The sequence below is a fragment of the Flavobacterium sp. IB48 genome, from assembly GCF_016405855.1.
Taxonomy (GTDB): domain Bacteria; phylum Bacteroidota; class Bacteroidia; order Flavobacteriales; family Flavobacteriaceae; genus Flavobacterium; species Flavobacterium ginsengisoli.
In genome coordinates, this window is the sequence record NZ_JAEFCA010000001.1 from 1,240,889 (window position 1) to 1,259,003 (window position 18,115).

17 protein-coding genes and 1 pseudogene are annotated in these 18,115 nt (G+C 33.1%); 11 read left to right on the plus strand and 7 right to left on the minus strand.

Annotated elements, in window-relative coordinates:
* Positions 1–119: 119 nt before the first annotated feature.
* Entirely contained in the window at positions 120–896 is a 777-nt protein-coding gene (proC, locus tag JC605_RS05385; protein WP_198855211.1) for a pyrroline-5-carboxylate reductase, read from the plus strand.
* Positions 897–972: 76 nt separating this feature from the next.
* On the opposite strand, the pseudogene JC605_RS23890 reads toward proC, so the two are convergent.
* Positions 973–1,218, minus strand: a pseudogene (locus tag JC605_RS23890) (cytochrome c); the annotation flags it as partial.
* A gap of 210 nt (positions 1,219–1,428) precedes the next feature.
* Positions 1,429–2,565, minus strand: coding sequence for a Na+/H+ antiporter NhaA (gene nhaA, locus JC605_RS05395; protein ID WP_198855213.1), 1,137 nt, complete (start codon positions 2,563–2,565; stop codon positions 1,429–1,431).
* A gap of 207 nt (positions 2,566–2,772) precedes the next feature.
* On the opposite strand from nhaA, the gene JC605_RS05400 reads away from it, so the two are divergent.
* The 5 genes from JC605_RS05400 (at position 2,773) to JC605_RS05420 (ending at position 5,647) form a co-directional block, all read left to right on the plus strand.
* Positions 2,773–3,720 carry a 2-hydroxyacid dehydrogenase gene (locus JC605_RS05400; RefSeq protein ID WP_198855214.1) on the plus strand — a complete coding sequence of 316 codons (948 nt, stop codon included), beginning with the start codon at positions 2,773–2,775 and terminating at the stop codon, positions 3,718–3,720.
* 193 nt (positions 3,721–3,913) lie between these two features.
* Positions 3,914–4,291: a DUF4234 domain-containing protein gene (locus tag JC605_RS05405; RefSeq protein WP_198855215.1), complete on the plus strand. Its 378-nt coding sequence runs from the start codon at positions 3,914–3,916 to the stop codon at positions 4,289–4,291.
* Entirely contained in the window at positions 4,266–4,730 is a 465-nt protein-coding gene (locus JC605_RS05410) for a DUF2752 domain-containing protein (protein WP_198855216.1), read from the plus strand. Before JC605_RS05405 ends, JC605_RS05410 begins: the two co-directional genes overlap by 26 nt.
* A 78-nt stretch (positions 4,731–4,808) precedes the next feature.
* Positions 4,809–5,081 (plus strand): TM2 domain-containing protein, encoded by a 273-nt coding sequence (locus JC605_RS05415; protein WP_198855217.1) that lies wholly within the window; start codon positions 4,809–4,811, stop codon positions 5,079–5,081.
* A gap of 200 nt (positions 5,082–5,281) precedes the next feature.
* A complete protein-coding gene (locus JC605_RS05420; RefSeq protein ID WP_198855218.1) occupies positions 5,282–5,647 on the plus strand; it encodes a DUF805 domain-containing protein in 366 nt (121 codons plus the stop codon).
* 60 nt (positions 5,648–5,707) lie between these two features.
* Here JC605_RS05420 and JC605_RS05425 read toward each other — a convergent pair whose 3' ends face one another.
* Entirely contained in the window at positions 5,708–7,510 is a 1,803-nt protein-coding gene (locus JC605_RS05425; RefSeq protein WP_198855219.1) for a lysophospholipid acyltransferase family protein, read from the minus strand.
* A 118-nt stretch (positions 7,511–7,628) separates the two neighbouring features.
* Between JC605_RS05425 and JC605_RS05430 the strand changes: the two genes are divergently transcribed.
* The 3 genes from JC605_RS05430 to JC605_RS05440 all read left to right on the plus strand — a co-directional run bounded on the left by JC605_RS05430 (position 7,629) and on the right by JC605_RS05440 (position 10,756).
* Positions 7,629–8,390: an exodeoxyribonuclease III gene (locus JC605_RS05430; RefSeq protein ID WP_198855220.1), complete on the plus strand. Its 762-nt coding sequence runs from the start codon at positions 7,629–7,631 to the stop codon at positions 8,388–8,390.
* Between the two features lie 124 nt (positions 8,391–8,514).
* A complete protein-coding gene (locus JC605_RS05435; protein ID WP_198855221.1) occupies positions 8,515–9,459 on the plus strand; it encodes an OmpA family protein in 945 nt (314 codons plus the stop codon).
* 259 nt (positions 9,460–9,718) lie between these two features.
* Positions 9,719–10,756 (plus strand): aldo/keto reductase, encoded by a 1,038-nt coding sequence (locus JC605_RS05440; protein ID WP_198855222.1) that lies wholly within the window; start codon positions 9,719–9,721, stop codon positions 10,754–10,756.
* A gap of 70 nt (positions 10,757–10,826) precedes the next feature.
* On the opposite strand, the gene JC605_RS05445 is transcribed toward JC605_RS05440, so the two are convergent.
* From JC605_RS05445 to JC605_RS05460, 4 genes are all read right to left on the minus strand, one after another.
* Positions 10,827–12,458: a DUF4139 domain-containing protein gene (locus JC605_RS05445; protein ID WP_198855223.1), complete on the minus strand. Its 1,632-nt coding sequence runs from the start codon at positions 12,456–12,458 to the stop codon at positions 10,827–10,829.
* A 58-nt stretch (positions 12,459–12,516) separates the two neighbouring features.
* Positions 12,517–13,140 (minus strand): murein L,D-transpeptidase catalytic domain-containing protein, encoded by a 624-nt coding sequence (locus JC605_RS05450; RefSeq protein WP_198855224.1) that lies wholly within the window; start codon positions 13,138–13,140, stop codon positions 12,517–12,519.
* An 8-nt stretch (positions 13,141–13,148) separates the two neighbouring features.
* Positions 13,149–14,309, minus strand: a complete 1,161-nt coding sequence (locus JC605_RS05455; RefSeq protein WP_198855225.1) for a VWA domain-containing protein — start codon at positions 14,307–14,309, stop codon at positions 13,149–13,151.
* 107 nt (positions 14,310–14,416) lie between these two features.
* On the minus strand, positions 14,417–15,382 hold the full coding sequence (locus JC605_RS05460; RefSeq protein WP_198855226.1) for an SIMPL domain-containing protein: 966 nt from the start codon (positions 15,380–15,382) through the stop codon (positions 14,417–14,419).
* 148 nt (positions 15,383–15,530) lie between these two features.
* Between JC605_RS05460 and JC605_RS05465 the strand changes: the two genes are divergently transcribed.
* On the plus strand, positions 15,531–17,348 hold the full coding sequence (locus tag JC605_RS05465; RefSeq protein ID WP_198855227.1) for a histidine kinase: 1,818 nt from the start codon (positions 15,531–15,533) through the stop codon (positions 17,346–17,348).
* The gene (locus tag JC605_RS05470) at positions 17,348–18,094 is read left to right on the plus strand and encodes a LytTR family DNA-binding domain-containing protein (protein ID WP_198855531.1); all 747 of its coding nucleotides are present in this window, start codon (positions 17,348–17,350) and stop codon (positions 18,092–18,094) included. The genes JC605_RS05465 and JC605_RS05470 overlap by 1 nt, the downstream gene beginning before the upstream one ends.
* Positions 18,095–18,115: the final 21 nt, after the last annotated feature.

An 18,115-nucleotide genomic window follows, 5' to 3' on the forward strand; every position in this document is an offset into this window, starting at 1 on the left:
AATTCTAGATTTTTGCCACAAATTAGCAGTTTGCAGTGATTTAAAATCTCTAAAATCTGCGTAATTTGCAAGCGGAAAATGCTGTTTACCAACCAGAAATAAATTAAAGCCAAACCAAAATGAAAGTACACATTATTGGAGGAGGAAACCTTGGGGTTTCTATTGCCTTAGGGATTGCTAAATTCTCGAAAAACAACCAAGTTACTGTCACTAGAAGAAACACTGCAAGTATTCAATATTTATCAGAATATGGCATTACGGTTTCAAACGATAATAAACACAACATTCAGGAAGCTGATGTTATAATTTTAACCATAAAACCGTATCAGGTAGATATTGTTTTGGCTGAGATTTTGCCAGTTATTAAAAACAAAACAATTGCTTCTGCAGTAAGCGGATTGTCTTTGGATGTTTTTCAAACCAAAACAAACTACGAATATCCTGTAGTGCGCATTATGCCAAATATAGCGGCGCAATTTGGAGAATCGGCAACTTGTATTTCTTTTCCAGAAAAATATAAAGAAAATGCTACTCCAATTGTAGATTTATTTCAAGATTTAGGAACAGCTCCTGTGATCGACGAAAAATTGATGGACGCGGCAACAGTTTTAGGTGCTTGCGGAACAGCTTATGCATTGCGTTATATTCGTGCCTCTATGCAAGCGGGAATCGAAATCGGTTTTGATTCTAACACTGCTTTAGCAATTGCAGCACAAACGGTAAAAGGAGCTGCAAAAATGCTTTTAGAAGAACGAGTGCATCCAGAACAATTGATCGATCGTGTAACGACGCCTCAAGGCTGTACGATTGTCGGTTTAAATGAAATGGAACACAATGGTTTCAGCTCATCATTAATTAAAGGAATTAAAACTTCTTTAAAACAGATCAAAGGTTAGTTTTAAAGAAATTCCAATATTTGAAAAATCCAAATTCCAAGTTTAAACGGGAATTTGGATTTTTTTGTTTTGAGGTTCAATACCGTACTCCTGAACAATAATCAATTAAGTCGGGAAGATTTTCTTCATTGATAACATCTTTAAATGTTGTTGTGTGATAATCAATTCCAAACTTTTCAATCTTCAAGATATCGATTTTATAGTTTTTCCTTAACATCCATTTTATAAAAACCAATGAGTCTATATTACGAAGTGCAGGTCCAGTACTCTTGGAATCTAGTTTATGGCAAGCGGCACAATTAGAATTAAAGATTTCTTTTCCATTTCCTGGATTTCCTTTTGAATATGCATTTCCACAAAATAGTAAAGTAGGAGTCTGATTGTAAAAATCTGAAATCGGAGGTTTATATGTTATGACTTGATAGAGAATAATACCAACAAGCAATATTATGAGAGATATTGATATTGCAAGTATTTGTCTAATTCTTTTCATCAGTTAAACTCAGTAATTAGAATTTAAAACATTCGAAATTTACTTTCTGTTTAATGTATATTTTAAATAAACGAATCCCATTAATCCTGCTAAGAAGGAAGCAATCAGAATGGCTATTTTAGAAAAAACGACAATTTCAGGGTTTTTGAATGCTAAAACTGTTATGAAAATTGACATAGTAAAACCAATTCCGCCTAACATTCCTGCTCCTAAAATGTGCGCCCATTTCAAGTTTTTCGGTAAAATGCATAAACCCGAAGTTACACCTACTGAGGAGAAAAGCAAAATTCCAAGAGGTTTTCCAACTACAAGCCCCAAAATAATTCCGTAAGTATTAACATGACTAAGACCTTCGTGCCAATTGTCTGAAATTGTTAAAGCAGTATTTGCAATTGCAAACAACGGCAAAATGAAAAAAGCAACTGGCCTATGTAAAAAGTGCTGTAGCCTATATGAAGATGTTTTTTCGCCACCATCTCCAAACGGAATAACAAACGCTAAAATCACACCAGTTATGGTTGCGTGAACTCCAGAATTAAGCATAAAATACCACATTATTGCTCCACCGATCAAATATGGAATTAGATTGTGAATTTTCATTCGGTTTAAAACAAAAAGTAAACACCAGATCCCAAGAGCAATTCCAAGATTTAAAAAAGAGATTGATGTCGTGTAAAAAATGGCAATCACGATAATTGCTCCTAAATCGTCAATTACAGCCAAAGCAGTTAAAAAAACTTTTAAAGAAGTAGGAACTTTATTGCCAAGGAGCGATAAAATCCCGATTGCAAAGGCAATATCGGTTGCCATCGGAATTCCGGCTCCGTTTTGTGTAGTTGTTCCATAGTTTAATGCCAAAAAAATTGCTGCAGGAACAAGCATTCCGCCAAAAGCGGCCATAATTGGCAGTGAAGCATTCTTAATGTTGGATAATTCGCCATGATAAATTTCGCGTTCCAGTTCTAATCCGATCAAAAGAAAAAAGATTGTCATTAATCCATCATTAATCCAGTGCGTTATAGAGTGCCCCGAAATTTCTTTCTCCCAAAAAGCAACATATGGAACTTGAATAGAAGAGTTGGCAAGATAAAGAGATAAAATCGTGACAAATAGCAAGATAATCCCTCCCGATTTTTCGTTTTCAAAAAAGGCTTTAAAAGTCTTGGTTAATTTCATTGGGAAGATTTTCTGAAGATTTATATGATGGATTTGAAAAATCCTTATTCTTTCAAAGTTAAAAAAAAAACCGCGCAATAAAAAAGTATTTGCCATGAAGCCTTGAACAGATAAGGTTTTTTCAGGTTTTTTTGGTTTTAAATTATCTCTTACGACTTTATGAGGTTATATTTCCCGTATTTTTGTATTTATAAAATTCAGTAAAAAATGAGCATAAAAATTCTTCATATCGACAGCAATAATCCAATTCTTTGGAATCAATTGGAAGAAGCTGGTTTCGAAAATCACGCCGATTTTAAATCTTCAAAAGAAGAAATCGAAACTAAAATTCATGATTACAATGGCGTAGTAATTAGAAGCCGTTTCAAGATTGACAAGACATTTTTAGATGCTGCAACAAAGTTGCAATTTATTGCGAGAGTTGGCGCAGGTCTAGAAAGTATTGATTGTGAGTATGCTTCTGCAAAAGGAATTCATCTTATTGCCGCTCCAGAAGGAAATCGCAACGCTGTTGCAGAACATTCGCTTGGCGTGATTTTATCTTTATTCAATAATTTAAATCAGGCTGATGCTGAAGTGAAAGCTGGACATTGGAATAGAGAGAGCAATCGTGGCCACGAGTTGGATTTAAAGACAGTGGGAATTATCGGTTACGGAAACATGGGTAAGGCTTTTGCTAAAAAACTGAGAGGTTTTGATACAGAAGTTCTTTGTTATGATATTTTGGATAATGTTGGAGACGAAAATGCCAAACAAGTTTCTCTAGAAGAATTACGCGAAAAAACAGATGTTTTAAGTTTGCACCTTCCTTGGACACCAGAAACAAATAAAATGGTCGATAGTGGCTTTATAAATGCGTTTAAAAAGCCTTTTTGGATTATAAATACTTCACGTGGTAAAAACATTGTTACAACAGATTTGGTTGAGGCTATGAAATCGAAAAAGATTTTGGGTGCAGGTTTAGATGTTTTGGAATACGAAAAGTTGTCGTTTGAAACCCTTTTTCAAGATAACAGCACGCCAGAAGCACTTCAGTATCTTATGCAGGCAAAAAATGTGTTATTAACGCCTCATATTGCGGGTTGGACATTTGAAAGTCATGAACGATTGGCTCAGGTTATTGTAGATAAAATTAAAGCGGTTTACAACAAATAATAGCCTACAGCCTTTAGAATTTAATAACGAGTTTTTTCCTGTAAATTTTATTTGGCAAGATTAGTTTTATTTGCTAATTTTTAATAATATTGTTTCCGAATTTCAAAAGAATCAATCTAAATAAGTTCTTTTAGGGGTTTGGAGAAGCCGAAAATCCAAAGAGTAGGAATTAACGAATTTTATAAGGAAAAAGATGGAATTACAACAAACATCGAATAATTTTGAAGAACCAATCCCGGTATTTAAAGTAGACCCAATTATGGTATTGCTTTTTGGATTTTTAACATGCGGATTGTATTTGATTTATTGGAATATTAAAGTAGCTGAAGTTTTTAATGCTGTGGCAAAAAAAGAAGTTATCTCGCAACCAATTGCAATTTTTGCAGGTTGTTGTATGCCAGTTAATATTTATTTCTATTACTTAGCAGGTAAAGAAGCATTACCAAAAGTATATGAGAAAACTGGTGAACTTCAAAAAGATCAATCTACTTTACTAATTGTTTTAGGATTCTTTTTTCCTATTGCGGCTGCAATGATCGTTCAAGGTGATATCAACAGATTATATAACTAATACGCAAACAAGACGTAAAATTTACGGAATTATCGGTGCATTAATTACACTGATAGTTCCGTTTTTTTTAATGCTTGATAATCATAATGACCATTTAGAAACTGATCAGTCTTTTTGCCCTTTTAAAATGCTGACAGGATTTCCTTGCCCAGGATGCGGGATCACAAAATCTTTGGTTTATTTCTATCAAGGAGATTTATACAAATCAATCAGCTATCATGTTTTAGGTCCATTTGTCATTGCATTTTGTGTGGTGACTGTTTTGGTGCTTACATTAGAGCTTATTACCAAAAGAGAATACTTTACAGGACTTTTGTATAATAGAAGGCTGGCATACGGACTAGCTATTTTTTTAGGCGTTTATCATTTTATAAGACTGATTTTCTTTGTAAAAAATAATTCTTTTGATGATATTCTGCACCAATCAATTTGGTTTTAATAATGTATAAACTGGTTTTATTCACGAATCAGTTTTTTTGTTCGAGTACTATTTTAAGAAATAATAAAAATTAAGATTATGGAAAATACAAAAAGAGAAGATTGGAATAATCCACGTTATCAAGAAGAAAATAAAAAAGTAGTGGCTGGAATTCTAGCTATCTTGCTAGGATATTTAGGTATTCATAAATTTTATTTAGGTTATACAAGAGAAGGTATAATTCAGCTGATTTTAGGGTTAATGTTCGGAATTGGTGGTATAATCGGAATTATAGAGGGTATTATATATCTAACCAAGAGTGATGAGGAATTTTATCAAACTTATCAAATTGGTCAGCGAGGCTGGTTTTAAAAGAAATACAAAATATATTAGCTAAAATCCCATTCAGAAATGAATGGGATTTTTTTTGTTTTAATATGTCTTTTTTTAATACAATTTTGGCTTTTATGTCCTGAAAATTAAATCAATAGTAGGTAATCTTGCTCCTTATTGAAAAAATAATGGAGGAGCCGAAAATCCAAAAGAGTAGGGGAAAATTAATAGATTTTATTATGTTAGAAATGTACAAAAAGGTGGTTTTTGAAAACTACGCAAATTTTAATGGAAGAGCAAGAAGACAAGAATATTGGATGTTCTTTTTAGTAAACTTAATCATCAGTTTTGTTCTTGGTTTTATTGCTGGATTAATTTCGCCAAGTTTAGTGATTATTGCGAATATTTATAGCTTAGCAGTTTTAGTGCCTGGAATTGCTGTTGCGGTTAGAAGAATGCACGATGTTGGTAAAGAATGGTGGTATATCCTCATTCCATTTTATAACTTATATTTATGTTGTATAGAAGGTGAAAAAGGATCAAACCAATATGGTGCAGATCCTAAGAATCAATTAGAAGATATTAGTGAAATTGGAAAAGAGTAAGGTTTTCTAATTTTAATGATACAAGAAAAGCCGTTTCAACTGAAACGGCTTTTCTTTTTATTAATCTTCTTTCTCAGATAGTTTCTTTTCCAATTCAATCTGAAACTCTTCAATTACAGGTTTCATGGTGCTTTCAGGAATATCTGCAATTCTAATGTACATTAAACCATCAATTGCATTATTAAATAACGGGTCAACATTAAAAGCAACTACTCTTGCGTTTTGTTTGATGTATTTTTTAATTAAAACAGGCAAACGTAAATTTCCTGGTTCCAATTCGTCAATAATTTTGTCAAACTTATTTAAATCAGATTCTGCTTCGTCAAAAATAAAATCTTTATCAGCATCTTTTAGTTTGACTTTATATGCTTTTTTAGGGTGGATATATTGTGCGATATACGGATCGTAATAATTTGATTTCATAAACTCAATCATTAATGATTTAGAGAAATCTGAAAATTGATTACTGATACTTACACCTCCAACCAAATATTTGTGTTCTGGATGACGCAAAGTGGTGTGAATAATACCTTTCCATAATAAGAACAAAGGCATTGGTTTTTGCTGATATTCTTTTACGATAAATGCACGTCCCATTTCGATCGATTTGTGCATCATATCATGAAGTTCTGGTTCAAATCTGAAAAGATCAGTCAAGTAAAAACCTTCAATTCCGTATTTTGGATAGATTTCAGAACCTAATCCCATACGGTATGCTCCAGCAATTTTTTTGGTTTCATCATCCCATAAAAACATATGGTGATAATATTGATCGTATTCATCTATATCAATAGATTCATTTGTTCCTTCTCCAACTTCACGAAAAGTAATTTCGCGTAAACGACCTATTTCGTGTAAAATGTTCGGAATTTCTTTTGCGCTTGCAAAGAAAACTTCATAGTTTTTACTTTGTAAAAACCTGCTGTCACTATCTCTTAACGCTTGAACTTCGTCAATAAGCTTTGACTCGTTTGCAGGAGTAACGATTTTTTTAGGCGCTTTTGGTATTTTTAAACTTGCTGTGTCAATCAGTTTCGTGTCTTTTTCAAAAGGATTGGCAAGCATGTAGGTTTTCTTTCTCAAGAATTCTGAATATTCTTCGAAAGATTCGATTTCGTTTTGCTCGCTTACAGAAATTGGTTTTCCAATACGAACTTTAATTACACGATCTTTCTGAGTTAATAGCTCAGAAGGTAATTTCGCTGTGCGTAAAGTGTCGTCAATTTTAGAAAGCCAGTAAAACAATTTACTGTTTTTAGCATGAAAGTAAATTGGAACAACAGGAACTTTTGCTTTTCTGATTAATTTCAGCGCGCCTTCTTCCCAAGGTTTGTCAACTACTAATTTGCCGTCTTTGTAAGTTGAAACTTCACCAGCGGGAAAAATTCCCAAAGGTTTTCCGTCGCTTAAATGACGTAATGTTTCTTTAATTCCAATCACGCTCGATTTTGCATCCTTATGATTTTCAAAAGGATTAACTGGCATAATGTATTTTTTCATTGGAACAATTCTGTGTAACAGAAAATTGGCAATGATTTTGAAATTTGGCTCTCTTTCAAGCATTAATTTCAAAAGCAAAATCCCATCAATTCCACCTAGCGGATGATTTGAAATGGTAATATACGCACCATCTTTTGGCAAACGCTTTAAATCTTCTTCAGGGATTTCGAACTTAATTTCCATTTCGTCCAAAATTCCATTCAAAAAGTCAAGGTCTGTCAAATGTTTATTACGATCGTAAATTTTATTAAGGGTCGAGATCTTAAGAACCTTCATAAGAATCCAGCCAGAAAAAGTACCGAGAACCCCGTACTTTTCAACATTTATTGCCTTTGCAACTTCTTTCGCGGTAACTAAACCCATGTACTACTTTTAAATTATTAGAACAGCGAACAAAGATAACAAAAAAGTCTACTTTTCATTGTTTCCAAGATAAACTTTGCACTTTTTTATTACATTTGAAATCCTAAAAAAATCACTGATGAAAATTATTTCTTATAATGTAAACGGAATTAGAGCAGCAATAAACAAAGGGTTTATCGAGTGGCTGCAACAAGCAAATCCTGATGTTATCTGTCTTCAGGAAATAAAAGCTACACAAGATCAAATTCCTGTAGACGATATTACTGCCGCGGGTTATCCGTTTCAATATTACTATCCTGCAACCAAAAAAGGATACAGCGGAGTAGCTATTCTTTCGAAAACAAAGCCAAATAATATTGTTTACGGAACAGGAATTCATCATATGGATTTTGAGGGAAGAAATCTTCGTGCAGATTTTGACGATGTTTCTGTAATGAGTTTGTATCTTCCGTCTGGGACAAATATTGAAAGATTGGACCATAAATTTATGTTTATGGATGATTTTCAAAATTATATCAATGAATTGAAAATTACGATTCCGAATCTGATTATTTGCGGAGATTATAATATCTGTCACGAAGCAATAGATATTCATGATCCGGTTCGTAACAAAACGGTTTCTGGATTTCTTCCAGCAGAACGCGCTTGGTTAGATGCTTTTATGAAATCTGGTTTTATCGACAGTTTCCGTCATTTTAACAAAGAACCACATCATTATTCATGGTGGAGTTACCGTGCAGGAGCGAGAGGAAATAATAAAGGCTGGCGTATCGATTATAATTTAGTTAGCAATGTTTTAGAAAACAGGCTAAAAAGAGCTGTTATACTACCAGACGCTATGCATTCAGATCATTGTCCGATTTTAGTCGAAATTGACTAATTTTTGGTATTGTTCTTGTTGAGAGTATCTCGGTTTAAAATCAATGCTTAGAATTTGCAAAATTTCTAGGATTGGTTTTTTACGAAGTTTAAAAGATTAAACGCCTAAATAAAATCAATTAAAGATGATTAAAAAAGCCTCCATCGGATTACTAGCATTAGCTTTGTCCACAACGTCATGTGTTTCTAAGAAAATTTACAATGATTTAGAAACCAAATACTCAGATTTGAAGAAAGAAAGTCGTTCTATTGCTGATGAAAATGAAAATTTAAAGAAAGCAAAGAATCAGTTAGAAGTCGATCGCGATAAACTGACTAAAGATTTAGCAAGTGCTAATGATGATTTGGCAAAACAAAAAGCAGATTTAGCGGCGGCTCAAAATAAATATAAAGTTTTACAAGATTCGTATAATGCGTTAGAGAAAAACAGTAACGATGCATTAGAGAAAAACTTGGCTAAAAACCGCGAATTGTTAGCACAATTAGAAGCAAAAGGTAAAGCTCTTGCAGAAGAACAAGCCCGTTTAGACAAAACAGCAAATCGTTTAAAAGAATTAGAAGATATGATTGCTGCTAAAGAAGAAGCAATGCGTAAACTGAAAGAAACTTTATCTAAAGCGTTAACTGGTTTTGAAGGTAAAGGTTTGACTGTAGAACATAAAAACGGAAAAGTATATGTTTCTATGGAAAACAAATTGCTTTTCAATTCTGGAAGCTGGGCTGTTGGTGCAGAAGGTAGAAGAGCAGTTGTAGAACTTGGAAAAGTTTTAGGTGACAATCCAGATCTTTCTGTTCTTATCGAAGGACATACAGACGACGATCCGTACGCAGGTTCAGGACCAATTGCAAACAACTGGGATTTATCTACAAAAAGAGCAACTGCAATTGTTGCTATTTTAAGCGAAAACCCAAAAATCAATAAACAAAAACTAACAGCAGCAGGAAGAAGTGAATTTTCTCCTCTGGCAAGCAATGCGACTCCGGAAGGAAAAGCTAAAAACCGAAGAATCGAAATCATCTTGACTCCAAGATTAGATGAGATTGCGGAGATGTTGAATAGCATTAACTAAAGTTGCTAAGGTTCTAAGATACTAAGTTTCTAAGATTTAAAAAAAGGGTTCAAAGTTTTACTTTGTGCCCTTTTTTATTTAGAAAAAAACTTAGAATCTCAGAACCTTAGAACCTTAGCCTCTTAAAAAAGAATCTTATTCTTTTTTTAACTCTTGTCTCCTTTCGCATTGCACAATCACTTCGTAACTTTGAGGCTTTATAACTCAAAATAAGAAAACTTAGAATCTTAGCCACTTAGAACCTTAGAATCTCAAAAGAATGAAATACACTACATTACCTAACACCGATATAAAAGTTAGTAAAATCTGTCTTGGAACAATGACTTTTGGACAGCAGAATACAGAAGAAGAAGGACATGAACAAATGGATTATGCTCTTGAAAGAGGCGTAAATTTCTTCGATACAGCCGAAATGTATTCGGTTCCTGCGAGTGAAGCGACTTACGGAAGCACAGAAAAAATTATTGGAACTTGGTTTAAGAAATCGGGAAATAGAGATAAAGTTGTTTTAGCGTCTAAAATTGCTGGTCCGAATCCGAATTTTGGTTACATGCGTGAGAAACTGGATTTTTCTCCAGCAAGTATTAAATATGCGGTTGAAAATAGTTTAAAAAGACTGCAAACAGATTATATCGACTTGTATCAAATGCATTGGCCAGAAAGAAAAACGAATAATTTTGGACAGCGTGCTTTTCACGGGCACGATGATGTTTGGGAAGATAACTTTAGAGAAATCTTAGAAACTTTCGATGGATTAATTAAAGAAGGTAAAATCAAACACATTGGAGTTTCTAATGAAAACGCTTGGGGAATGATGCGCCTTTTGGAAGAAAGCAAATACAACAATCTTCCAAGAATCAAAACTGTTCAAAATCCGTATTCTTTATTGAATCGTTTGTTTGAAGTGAATTCTGCAGAAGTTTCAAAATATGAAAATGTTGGTTTACTTGGATATTCGCCTTTAGCATTCGGCGTTTTGACTGGAAAATTCTTAACTGGAGAAAGTCATCCAAAAGCGAGAATTAATCTTTTTCCGCAATACAAACGTTACAATAGCGACCAATGTACCGAAGCAACAAAATTGTATCTGGAAATCGCCAAAAAACATGGTTTAACGCTAACGCAATTGGCAATGGGATTCGTTTTGCAACAACCATTCTTAACAAGTGCTATTATTGGAGCTACGACATTAGAACAATTAAAAGAAAACATCGATACAATTGATGTCACACTTTCTAAACAAATCTTAGCAGAAATTGACGCGGTTCAGGCTATATTTCCTGATCCGGCACCGTAATTTTAGCAAATAGAATAAATATAAAATCCCGATAGCTGAGAAACTATCGGGATTTATTTTTTAGGAGATATTATAAATTCAAAACCTGATCTTTAGGATATTTTACGCGATAACTTATTCTGATCTTCTTGGTTTCATTTGGTTTCAGCTGTAATTGCCAAGTTAAGATTCCTGTTTCAGAATTTACTTTTGCGCTGTCACTTTGTAATAATTCTACCTCGATTTCCTTATTGGTTGTCAACGGATATTGATCTTTTAATAAAAGTTCGACCAATTCTTTTTTATTATTTCGAACGGTAATGTCGTAGGTAAAAGTTTGTTCTTTTCTAGAAGACAAAAACTTCGTTCCCGATTTGTCTGCTACTTTTTCACGCTTTATAGAAACTTTTTTATCGCGCCCCATACTTAAATTCAAAGTATCACTGGTTTGACTTGGTTCTATAAATGTTTTTCCAACATACATTCCTTCAAAAATGATATTCGCTTCGCCTTGCAATAAATTGTATTTGCTGTAATCTGCAATTTCGGCAAGTAGGAAAGCCTCATTTTCTACTTTTGGAGCAGCATAATATTTATATGTTGCTGGAAGTTTAATTTCTTTTAAGGAAACACTATGTACTTTTCCATTAGAAAGAATATCGTACGGAATATCAATATCAAAAGCTATATTAAGTTGGTTTTCTGCAACAGTTGTAAAATCAGAAACCGAAGATTTTTTCATCTTTGGCAATGCAGATACTACGACGTCTTCAATTGCTTTATCTTTCACTTCTCCGTAAGCACTACTTTGCAATTGGTTGGCAACAGCTCTTTGATTGTAGCCATAGTTGGCATTGTTTCTTAAAAACCAAGAACTTAATATTGGAGCTTGATTGTTTTGGTTTGGATAACCGCTGGATAATGTCAGTTTTACTTTTTTCCAGTCGATGCCACTGTTCTGAACAACCTGTGCTTTATAAACCATATTGATTGGCGCATTTACACTTTCGGTACGCAAATCATAAAATGGTGTCCAAGATGCGCTTTGTGTTAAATACGAAATCTCTAACGGAACAATTCCTGCTGCAGTGTTCATTACCTGAACAATTAATTTTCCTGATGAAGTTCGTTCTTCTTTGTTCGTATCAAACTCAAGTTTATTGTTCAGTTTCTGAAGTGTCTCGTCAAGTTTTTTCTGTTTATCGGTTAAGGTATTGATATTATTGGCAATTTCGATTTGTTTGTTTTTATAATAATCTACCATTTTCATTAATTCAGCAACGTTCAATCCAGAATTTACTCCCGAAATCTGTTGGTTTCGATCAAGTAATTGCATGGTTTTGTTTTCTGAATTAATCGTATTGACTACTTTTTGAAGTTCTTTTTGAACCAAAACAATACTATCATTAACTCTTTTGATTAAAGGCGATTTAGAATCTGTTTCATATTCTGAAATATAATTATTGGTAAACTGAACAGACAATACCGTTACATTTGCTGGAGCGCCAATTTGCACTGAATTTTCATTTAAATACGAAGCCACATTTTTAATGACAATTTCACTTGTTCCTGTAGGTAAAGTAGTACTTGCAGTCTGAGAAATTTCGGCAGCATTAAAATATACAGTTGCGGCTTTTACTTTTGCTGTTGTAAAAATTGGCTTTTGTGCATTCGCGAAAGCGCTGATCAATAATATGATGAATAGAATTACTTTTTTATTCATGAGGTCAAATTTAAATTAGTGGGAAATATATGATTATTACTGTTAAATAAAAATAGATTTAATAGTACATCACTAGAATTATTTTCTTTTTAGAATTGTCAATTAGTTTTTCGAGAACTCCGAAGAATTTTTCGTTTACCATTGGACATCCCAAACTATTGCAAATTGGGTAAGGCTGTTCATCAAAAGGAATTTCTGAGTATTTATGAAGCACTATATTTCGATCAAAAGCGTTATTGTTGGTTTTGTCTAAACCATACAATTTATAGGCTTTTCCAAATGTTCCAACATACGAACCGCCAATGGCGTATTTGCCTAACGAACTGCAATTTGAATTTTTAACATTGCTGAATTTTAGTTCCCCAGGAATTCCTGTTTCAGAACCAGAACCGTGTCCAACCAAACCTTTATCTAGTAACTTGTTGTTTTTTAAATCATAAATAAAAAACCGATTTCTTCCAGATTCTATCTTCATATCTAAAAATAATGCCACATCTGAATTGTATTTTGGAGATTTCCCCAAGAAGCTCCTTACTTCAGTTATTTCATTTTTTAGTTTCTTTTCATAAGAATAGATCGGTTTTTTAGTTCTTGTGTCTTTTGTTTTCTCGTTTTTATTTTCACAACTCAAACAAATCAACGGAATTACTGTAAAGAGCAGAAAGAATATTTTCTTTTTCATTTGGATTTTTATTTTTCAACCGTATAGCCTTTTACTTTAGCGAAAGCTAGAATAGAAGAGTTTATCGTATTTCCTAGATCATCCTGAGATTTAGTTTTTTTAGCTTCAGTATCAATATATTGCTGACGCTTTTTTGCTAAAACACTAATTTCTTTCTGAATTGTTTCTCTTTCTTTTGTTTTTTCGGTCACTATTTTTTGCAATTCTGCAGTGCTTTTGTTTTGCAGTTCGATTGGTAATTCTTCTTTTTTGATTTTCGAAATTGCTCCGGCATCATCTTTTACTTTATCTACCAAATCCCAAGTATCATTTTTATAAACGGCTTTTGATTTGCTTACGGCACGATCGGTATAATTGGAAGCCGAAACTTTTTTAGCATTCTGATCCTGCATTATCTGGTTTCTTTTTTTATCGGCACCTTTCGCTCCGTAATTGATATAGGTTTTATTGATTTTTTCATCACATTTAGCGATTTGATCGTCATATGGTGTTGCAATATATTGAACCGCTTTGTCTGAATCGATATTGAAATATTTTCCTTTTCCGCGATCTGCGCCGTCTTTCCAAAATGAATTAATGCCTTCTGTTTTGTCTCCACAGAAAATAGTATTCACATAAATATTGTTTTTTAAAGCATCGCTAATTGTTTCTTTATAACTTATTCTTCCTTGATCAAATCCTTCATTTCCTGCAATGTAAATCAGTTTCATGCTGTTTTTGTCAGAAGCCCATTTTAATCCCTTAGTTGCATCTTGAATTACAGCGCCGCAATATTCACTTCCGCCATTAGTTCTTAAAGCAAATAATTTCTCCGAAATCAAATCGAGATCTGTCGATAAAGGTGTTACTTGTCTGATGTAATTCGATCTTTCAGATAAACCATCGTTTCCATATTCGTATAAAGAGATTTCGATGTCTGGAGTTTTTCCTTCGTATTTTAAAGTCGTCAAAGTGTTTACAATGTTCCATAATCTTGATTTCGCCTGATCGATTAATCCGTCCATACTGTTAGAAGTGTCCAATAAAAGAGCGACTTGAATTTTGGTCGTTTCAGCCGAATCTGGCTTTTCGATCTCTGTGTTTTTTACTGGTTTTGCATTAGACGAATTACAGCTTGCAAAAAATATTGCTGAAGCCAAAAGCGCTGTTATAAAAAGATTTGATTTCATGATTTTAGTTTTTAATTGAATGATTATAGATCAAACTTAAAAACTAAAAAAGCTCACTTTTTGGACAAATGGTGAAACAGTCTTTTGACTTGGTGAAACTTTCCAGATTAATGTATTTGTTTTGGAGTATTGATATTCAGGTTTTTTAAATCGCCATTTGGAGTAATCAGAATAAATTCTTTGTCTGTTTTGGCAACTTGCTTCTTTTCTTTTTCTCTGTTAATAAAAATCTTTACTTCATATTGTACTTGAATAACGGGTTCCAGAACCGAAGGATTAATGATGAAATCGAATTCTTTACTAAAAATAGGCTGGTAATAAAGCGTAGTCGATTTATTGGCTTGATTAACATCTGCCGATTTTTTTAAGTTTAAAGAAGAACTATTGTACGCTTCGTACGATTTGTACATTTCTACTGGTAAATTCACAACAAAACCATCGGTAATTCTTTTTTCAACGTTTGTAAATGTCTCTCCAAGAAGAAGTTCATAGTTCTTGATTTTTTCCTGAATCAGCAGTTTGGCTTTGTTCATCATTTCCTTTTTGATGGTTTCTAATGAATTGGAGAAATAATCAACTCGAACCAAATCGTATATTTCATGATTTGATAAAATCGAAATAAAATCGTTCAACTGATTTGGATCGGAAAATTTTATGTGGATGTTTTTCTTTAACTCAAATCCCACAGGAACCTCATTGTAAGTTTTACGGCTGAAAATCTTTTTCTCGACTTCGTATTCATAAACAGGAACAAAAGAAATCATATCCACAAAAATCTCAACGCCTTTTTTAAGTTTGATTTCGTTAAGCGAACGTTCAATTCTTTGGTCAAGCAAATCATTGACTTCTTTGGTTGTTTTACCCGTTTGAGTAGTGCTGAAAATTGCTGTATAAGTATCTGCTTTAACATTAGCAAGACCTTTTACACTTGCTACAATACCCTCGCTAGACGGAAAACCAATATCAATTGTAGTATTTGCAGCATATTGATTCTGATAATTGACATTTCCAGAAACTTGTCCGATAATAAACTGAGAAAAAAGGATAAAAGAAGAGTAAAATAGTTTTTTCATAATGATGGTTTTTAAGATTACCAGGTAAAAGTATTGATCGAAAAAACGTATTTTTGAGAGAATGGGTCAACAAGCCTTTTGACTTGGTGAATGTTATAGGATAGGAATTTGAAATTAAGTTACTTTACACTTTCTAAATAACTTGTTTGTGAAACGTCATGTGTTAATTGTTTTTAGTCTGCTTTTTTTAGCGTTTTTATTTCCTCAAGAAATAACTGCGCAGTCACTTCCTGAAAAAAGCGAAAAAAAGAGTAAAGCCGTAATAAGTAAAACCGCTGAAGAATTATCTAAATCTTTAGATGAAAACGATGAATCGAAAATTGCTCAAAACTATGAAAAGCTGGCTAATGATTTTTTAAGCAAAGGCGATAATGCAAAAGCAGAAGAGTATTTTAAAAGAGCTTTAAATTCTTATACCAAATTAAAACTAACCGAAGATAAAACGCGTGTCACCAGAAGTTTGGCCAAAGTTCAGGAAAACCAGAAAAACTTCGATTCTGCGATTAAGAACTACGAAGCGGCAGGTTCTCTAACCAAAGATGCATCTGAAGAAAAAATAAACCAAAACGATGCTAACCGACTCAGAAATCAATCTAATCCTGCAAGTCAGACCAATTATGTTGATTCGAATATTGAATTGCTGAAAAAAGACAAAAAAGCTGCTGAAGTAAGTGAAGCATATGTACAGAAAGCACAGAATTCTTTGCAGTTAAATGACAAAGCAGTTGCAATTGAAAGTTATAAAAAAGCTTTAAAATACGCTAAAGACAAACCAGAAGAAGTTAAAATTAAAAACGAAATCGCAAAAGTTTACGTTGCTGATAATCAGTTTGACAAAGCACTTGCCATTAACGAAAAATTGCTTGCTGATGCTAAAACCAACAACGATTTTACCACAGAAATAAAACAATTGCAATCGCTGGCTTCACTTTATTTTGAAAAGAAAGAACCAGAAAAAGCCATTTCTTCTTTAAAAGAAGCCTATAATTTATCTTTTCAAAAAGGAAATTCATCTGAAGCCAGAAAGAGTTTGTCTTCTTTAATTAAATATTATAAAACAAAAGGCGAAGACAAGGAAAGCATGGCTTTGTACGAACAGTTTTTTGATAATTTCGAGCAGTTAATAAAATCCGATACTACTTTAATTGATGCTAAAACTTTTCAGGTTACAGAAGATAAAATTCGTCAGCTTGAAAAAGAAAAGGTTTTAAAAGACGAATTGATTTCGAAGAAAAACTCTTTCAATTATTTCCTATTAGGTTCAATTGGTTTGTTGTTGCTTTTGTTTTTCTTCATTGTAAAAGCATTGTATTCTATCAGAATCAAAAACAAAGAAATCGCTTTACAGTCATTGCGCCGTGAAATGAATCCGCATTTTATTTTTAATAGTTTGAATAGTGTCAATCAGTTTATTGCCGAAAACAAAGAATTGGAAGCCAATAAATACTTGACTTCTTATTCAAATTTGATGCGAAATATGATGGAAAATTCTAATAAAGATTTTATTTCGTTGGACAAAGAAGTAGAGCAATTAAAGAAATATCTCGATTTAGAACACCTGCGTTTTCAGGATAAATTTGACTTTGAAATTGTGGTTGATGAATCTCTAGATACCGAAAGAGTTTTTGTTCCGAATATGATTATGCAACCGCATTTAGAAAATGCCATTTGGCACGGATTGCGTTATTTGGACAAGAAAGGTTTTTTGTCGCTTCGATTTGAGTATAAAAACGGAAAAATTAATGTGATTATTGACGACAACGGAATTGGTTTAACCAAAAGCCGTGAACTCAAAACGACCAACCAGAAAATTTACGAATCTCGAGGTTTAAATAATACTAAAGAAAGAATTGACCTTTTGAACGAATTATACAAAAAGGATATTTCGTTTACTATTTCAGAAAAAGAAGAACCAAAATCAGGCACGATCGTTCAAATTGTTTTTCCATTAATTGATAAAATATGATGACTTTGCAGAAAATAAAAAGCGTAATTGTCGAAGATGAATTGGCAGCGCGCGAAGTGCTTAAAAATTATTTGAGCAAATATTGTCCGCAAGTTGAGGTTGTTGGCGAAGCGCAGAATATAAAAGAAGCCGTTCCGTTGTTGCATGAAATTAAACCGCAGTTGGTTTTTTTAGATGTAGAAATGCCTTTCGGAAATGCTTTTGATGTTTTAGAAGCCTGCAAAGAGCTACAATTTGAAACCATTTTTGTAACCGCTTTTTCTGAATATTCGCTTCGTGCTTTAAATCAAAGTGCTGCATATTATCTTTTGAAACCAATTAGCATTGAAGAACTGATTATTGCGGTAAACAAAGTGCATCATCAGATTTTAAATCATGAAATCTTCAATCGAAATAAAATTATTGTTGAGAATTTCCACGAACAAAAACCAGAAAAACAACAAGTCATTCTTCCAACGCTTGAAGGTTTTGAAGTCGTAAAAATGGAAGATATCGTGCGTCTTCGCGGAAACGGAAATTTTACTGATTTGTATTTAAACAATGGAGCAAAAAAAATGGTCTGCCGATTTCTGAAGCATTTTTCAGAGATTTTGCCTTTGCCTTTTATTCGTGTTCATAAATCGCATATTATCAATCTCAATTGCGTGAAATCGTATAATAAAGGCGGAATTGTAACATTGAACGACGGAACTGAAATTGAAGTTTCGCCAACTTATAAAGAAGAGTTTTTAAAGAACTTTAAATAGTTGTTTTTTAACCGCAAAGTC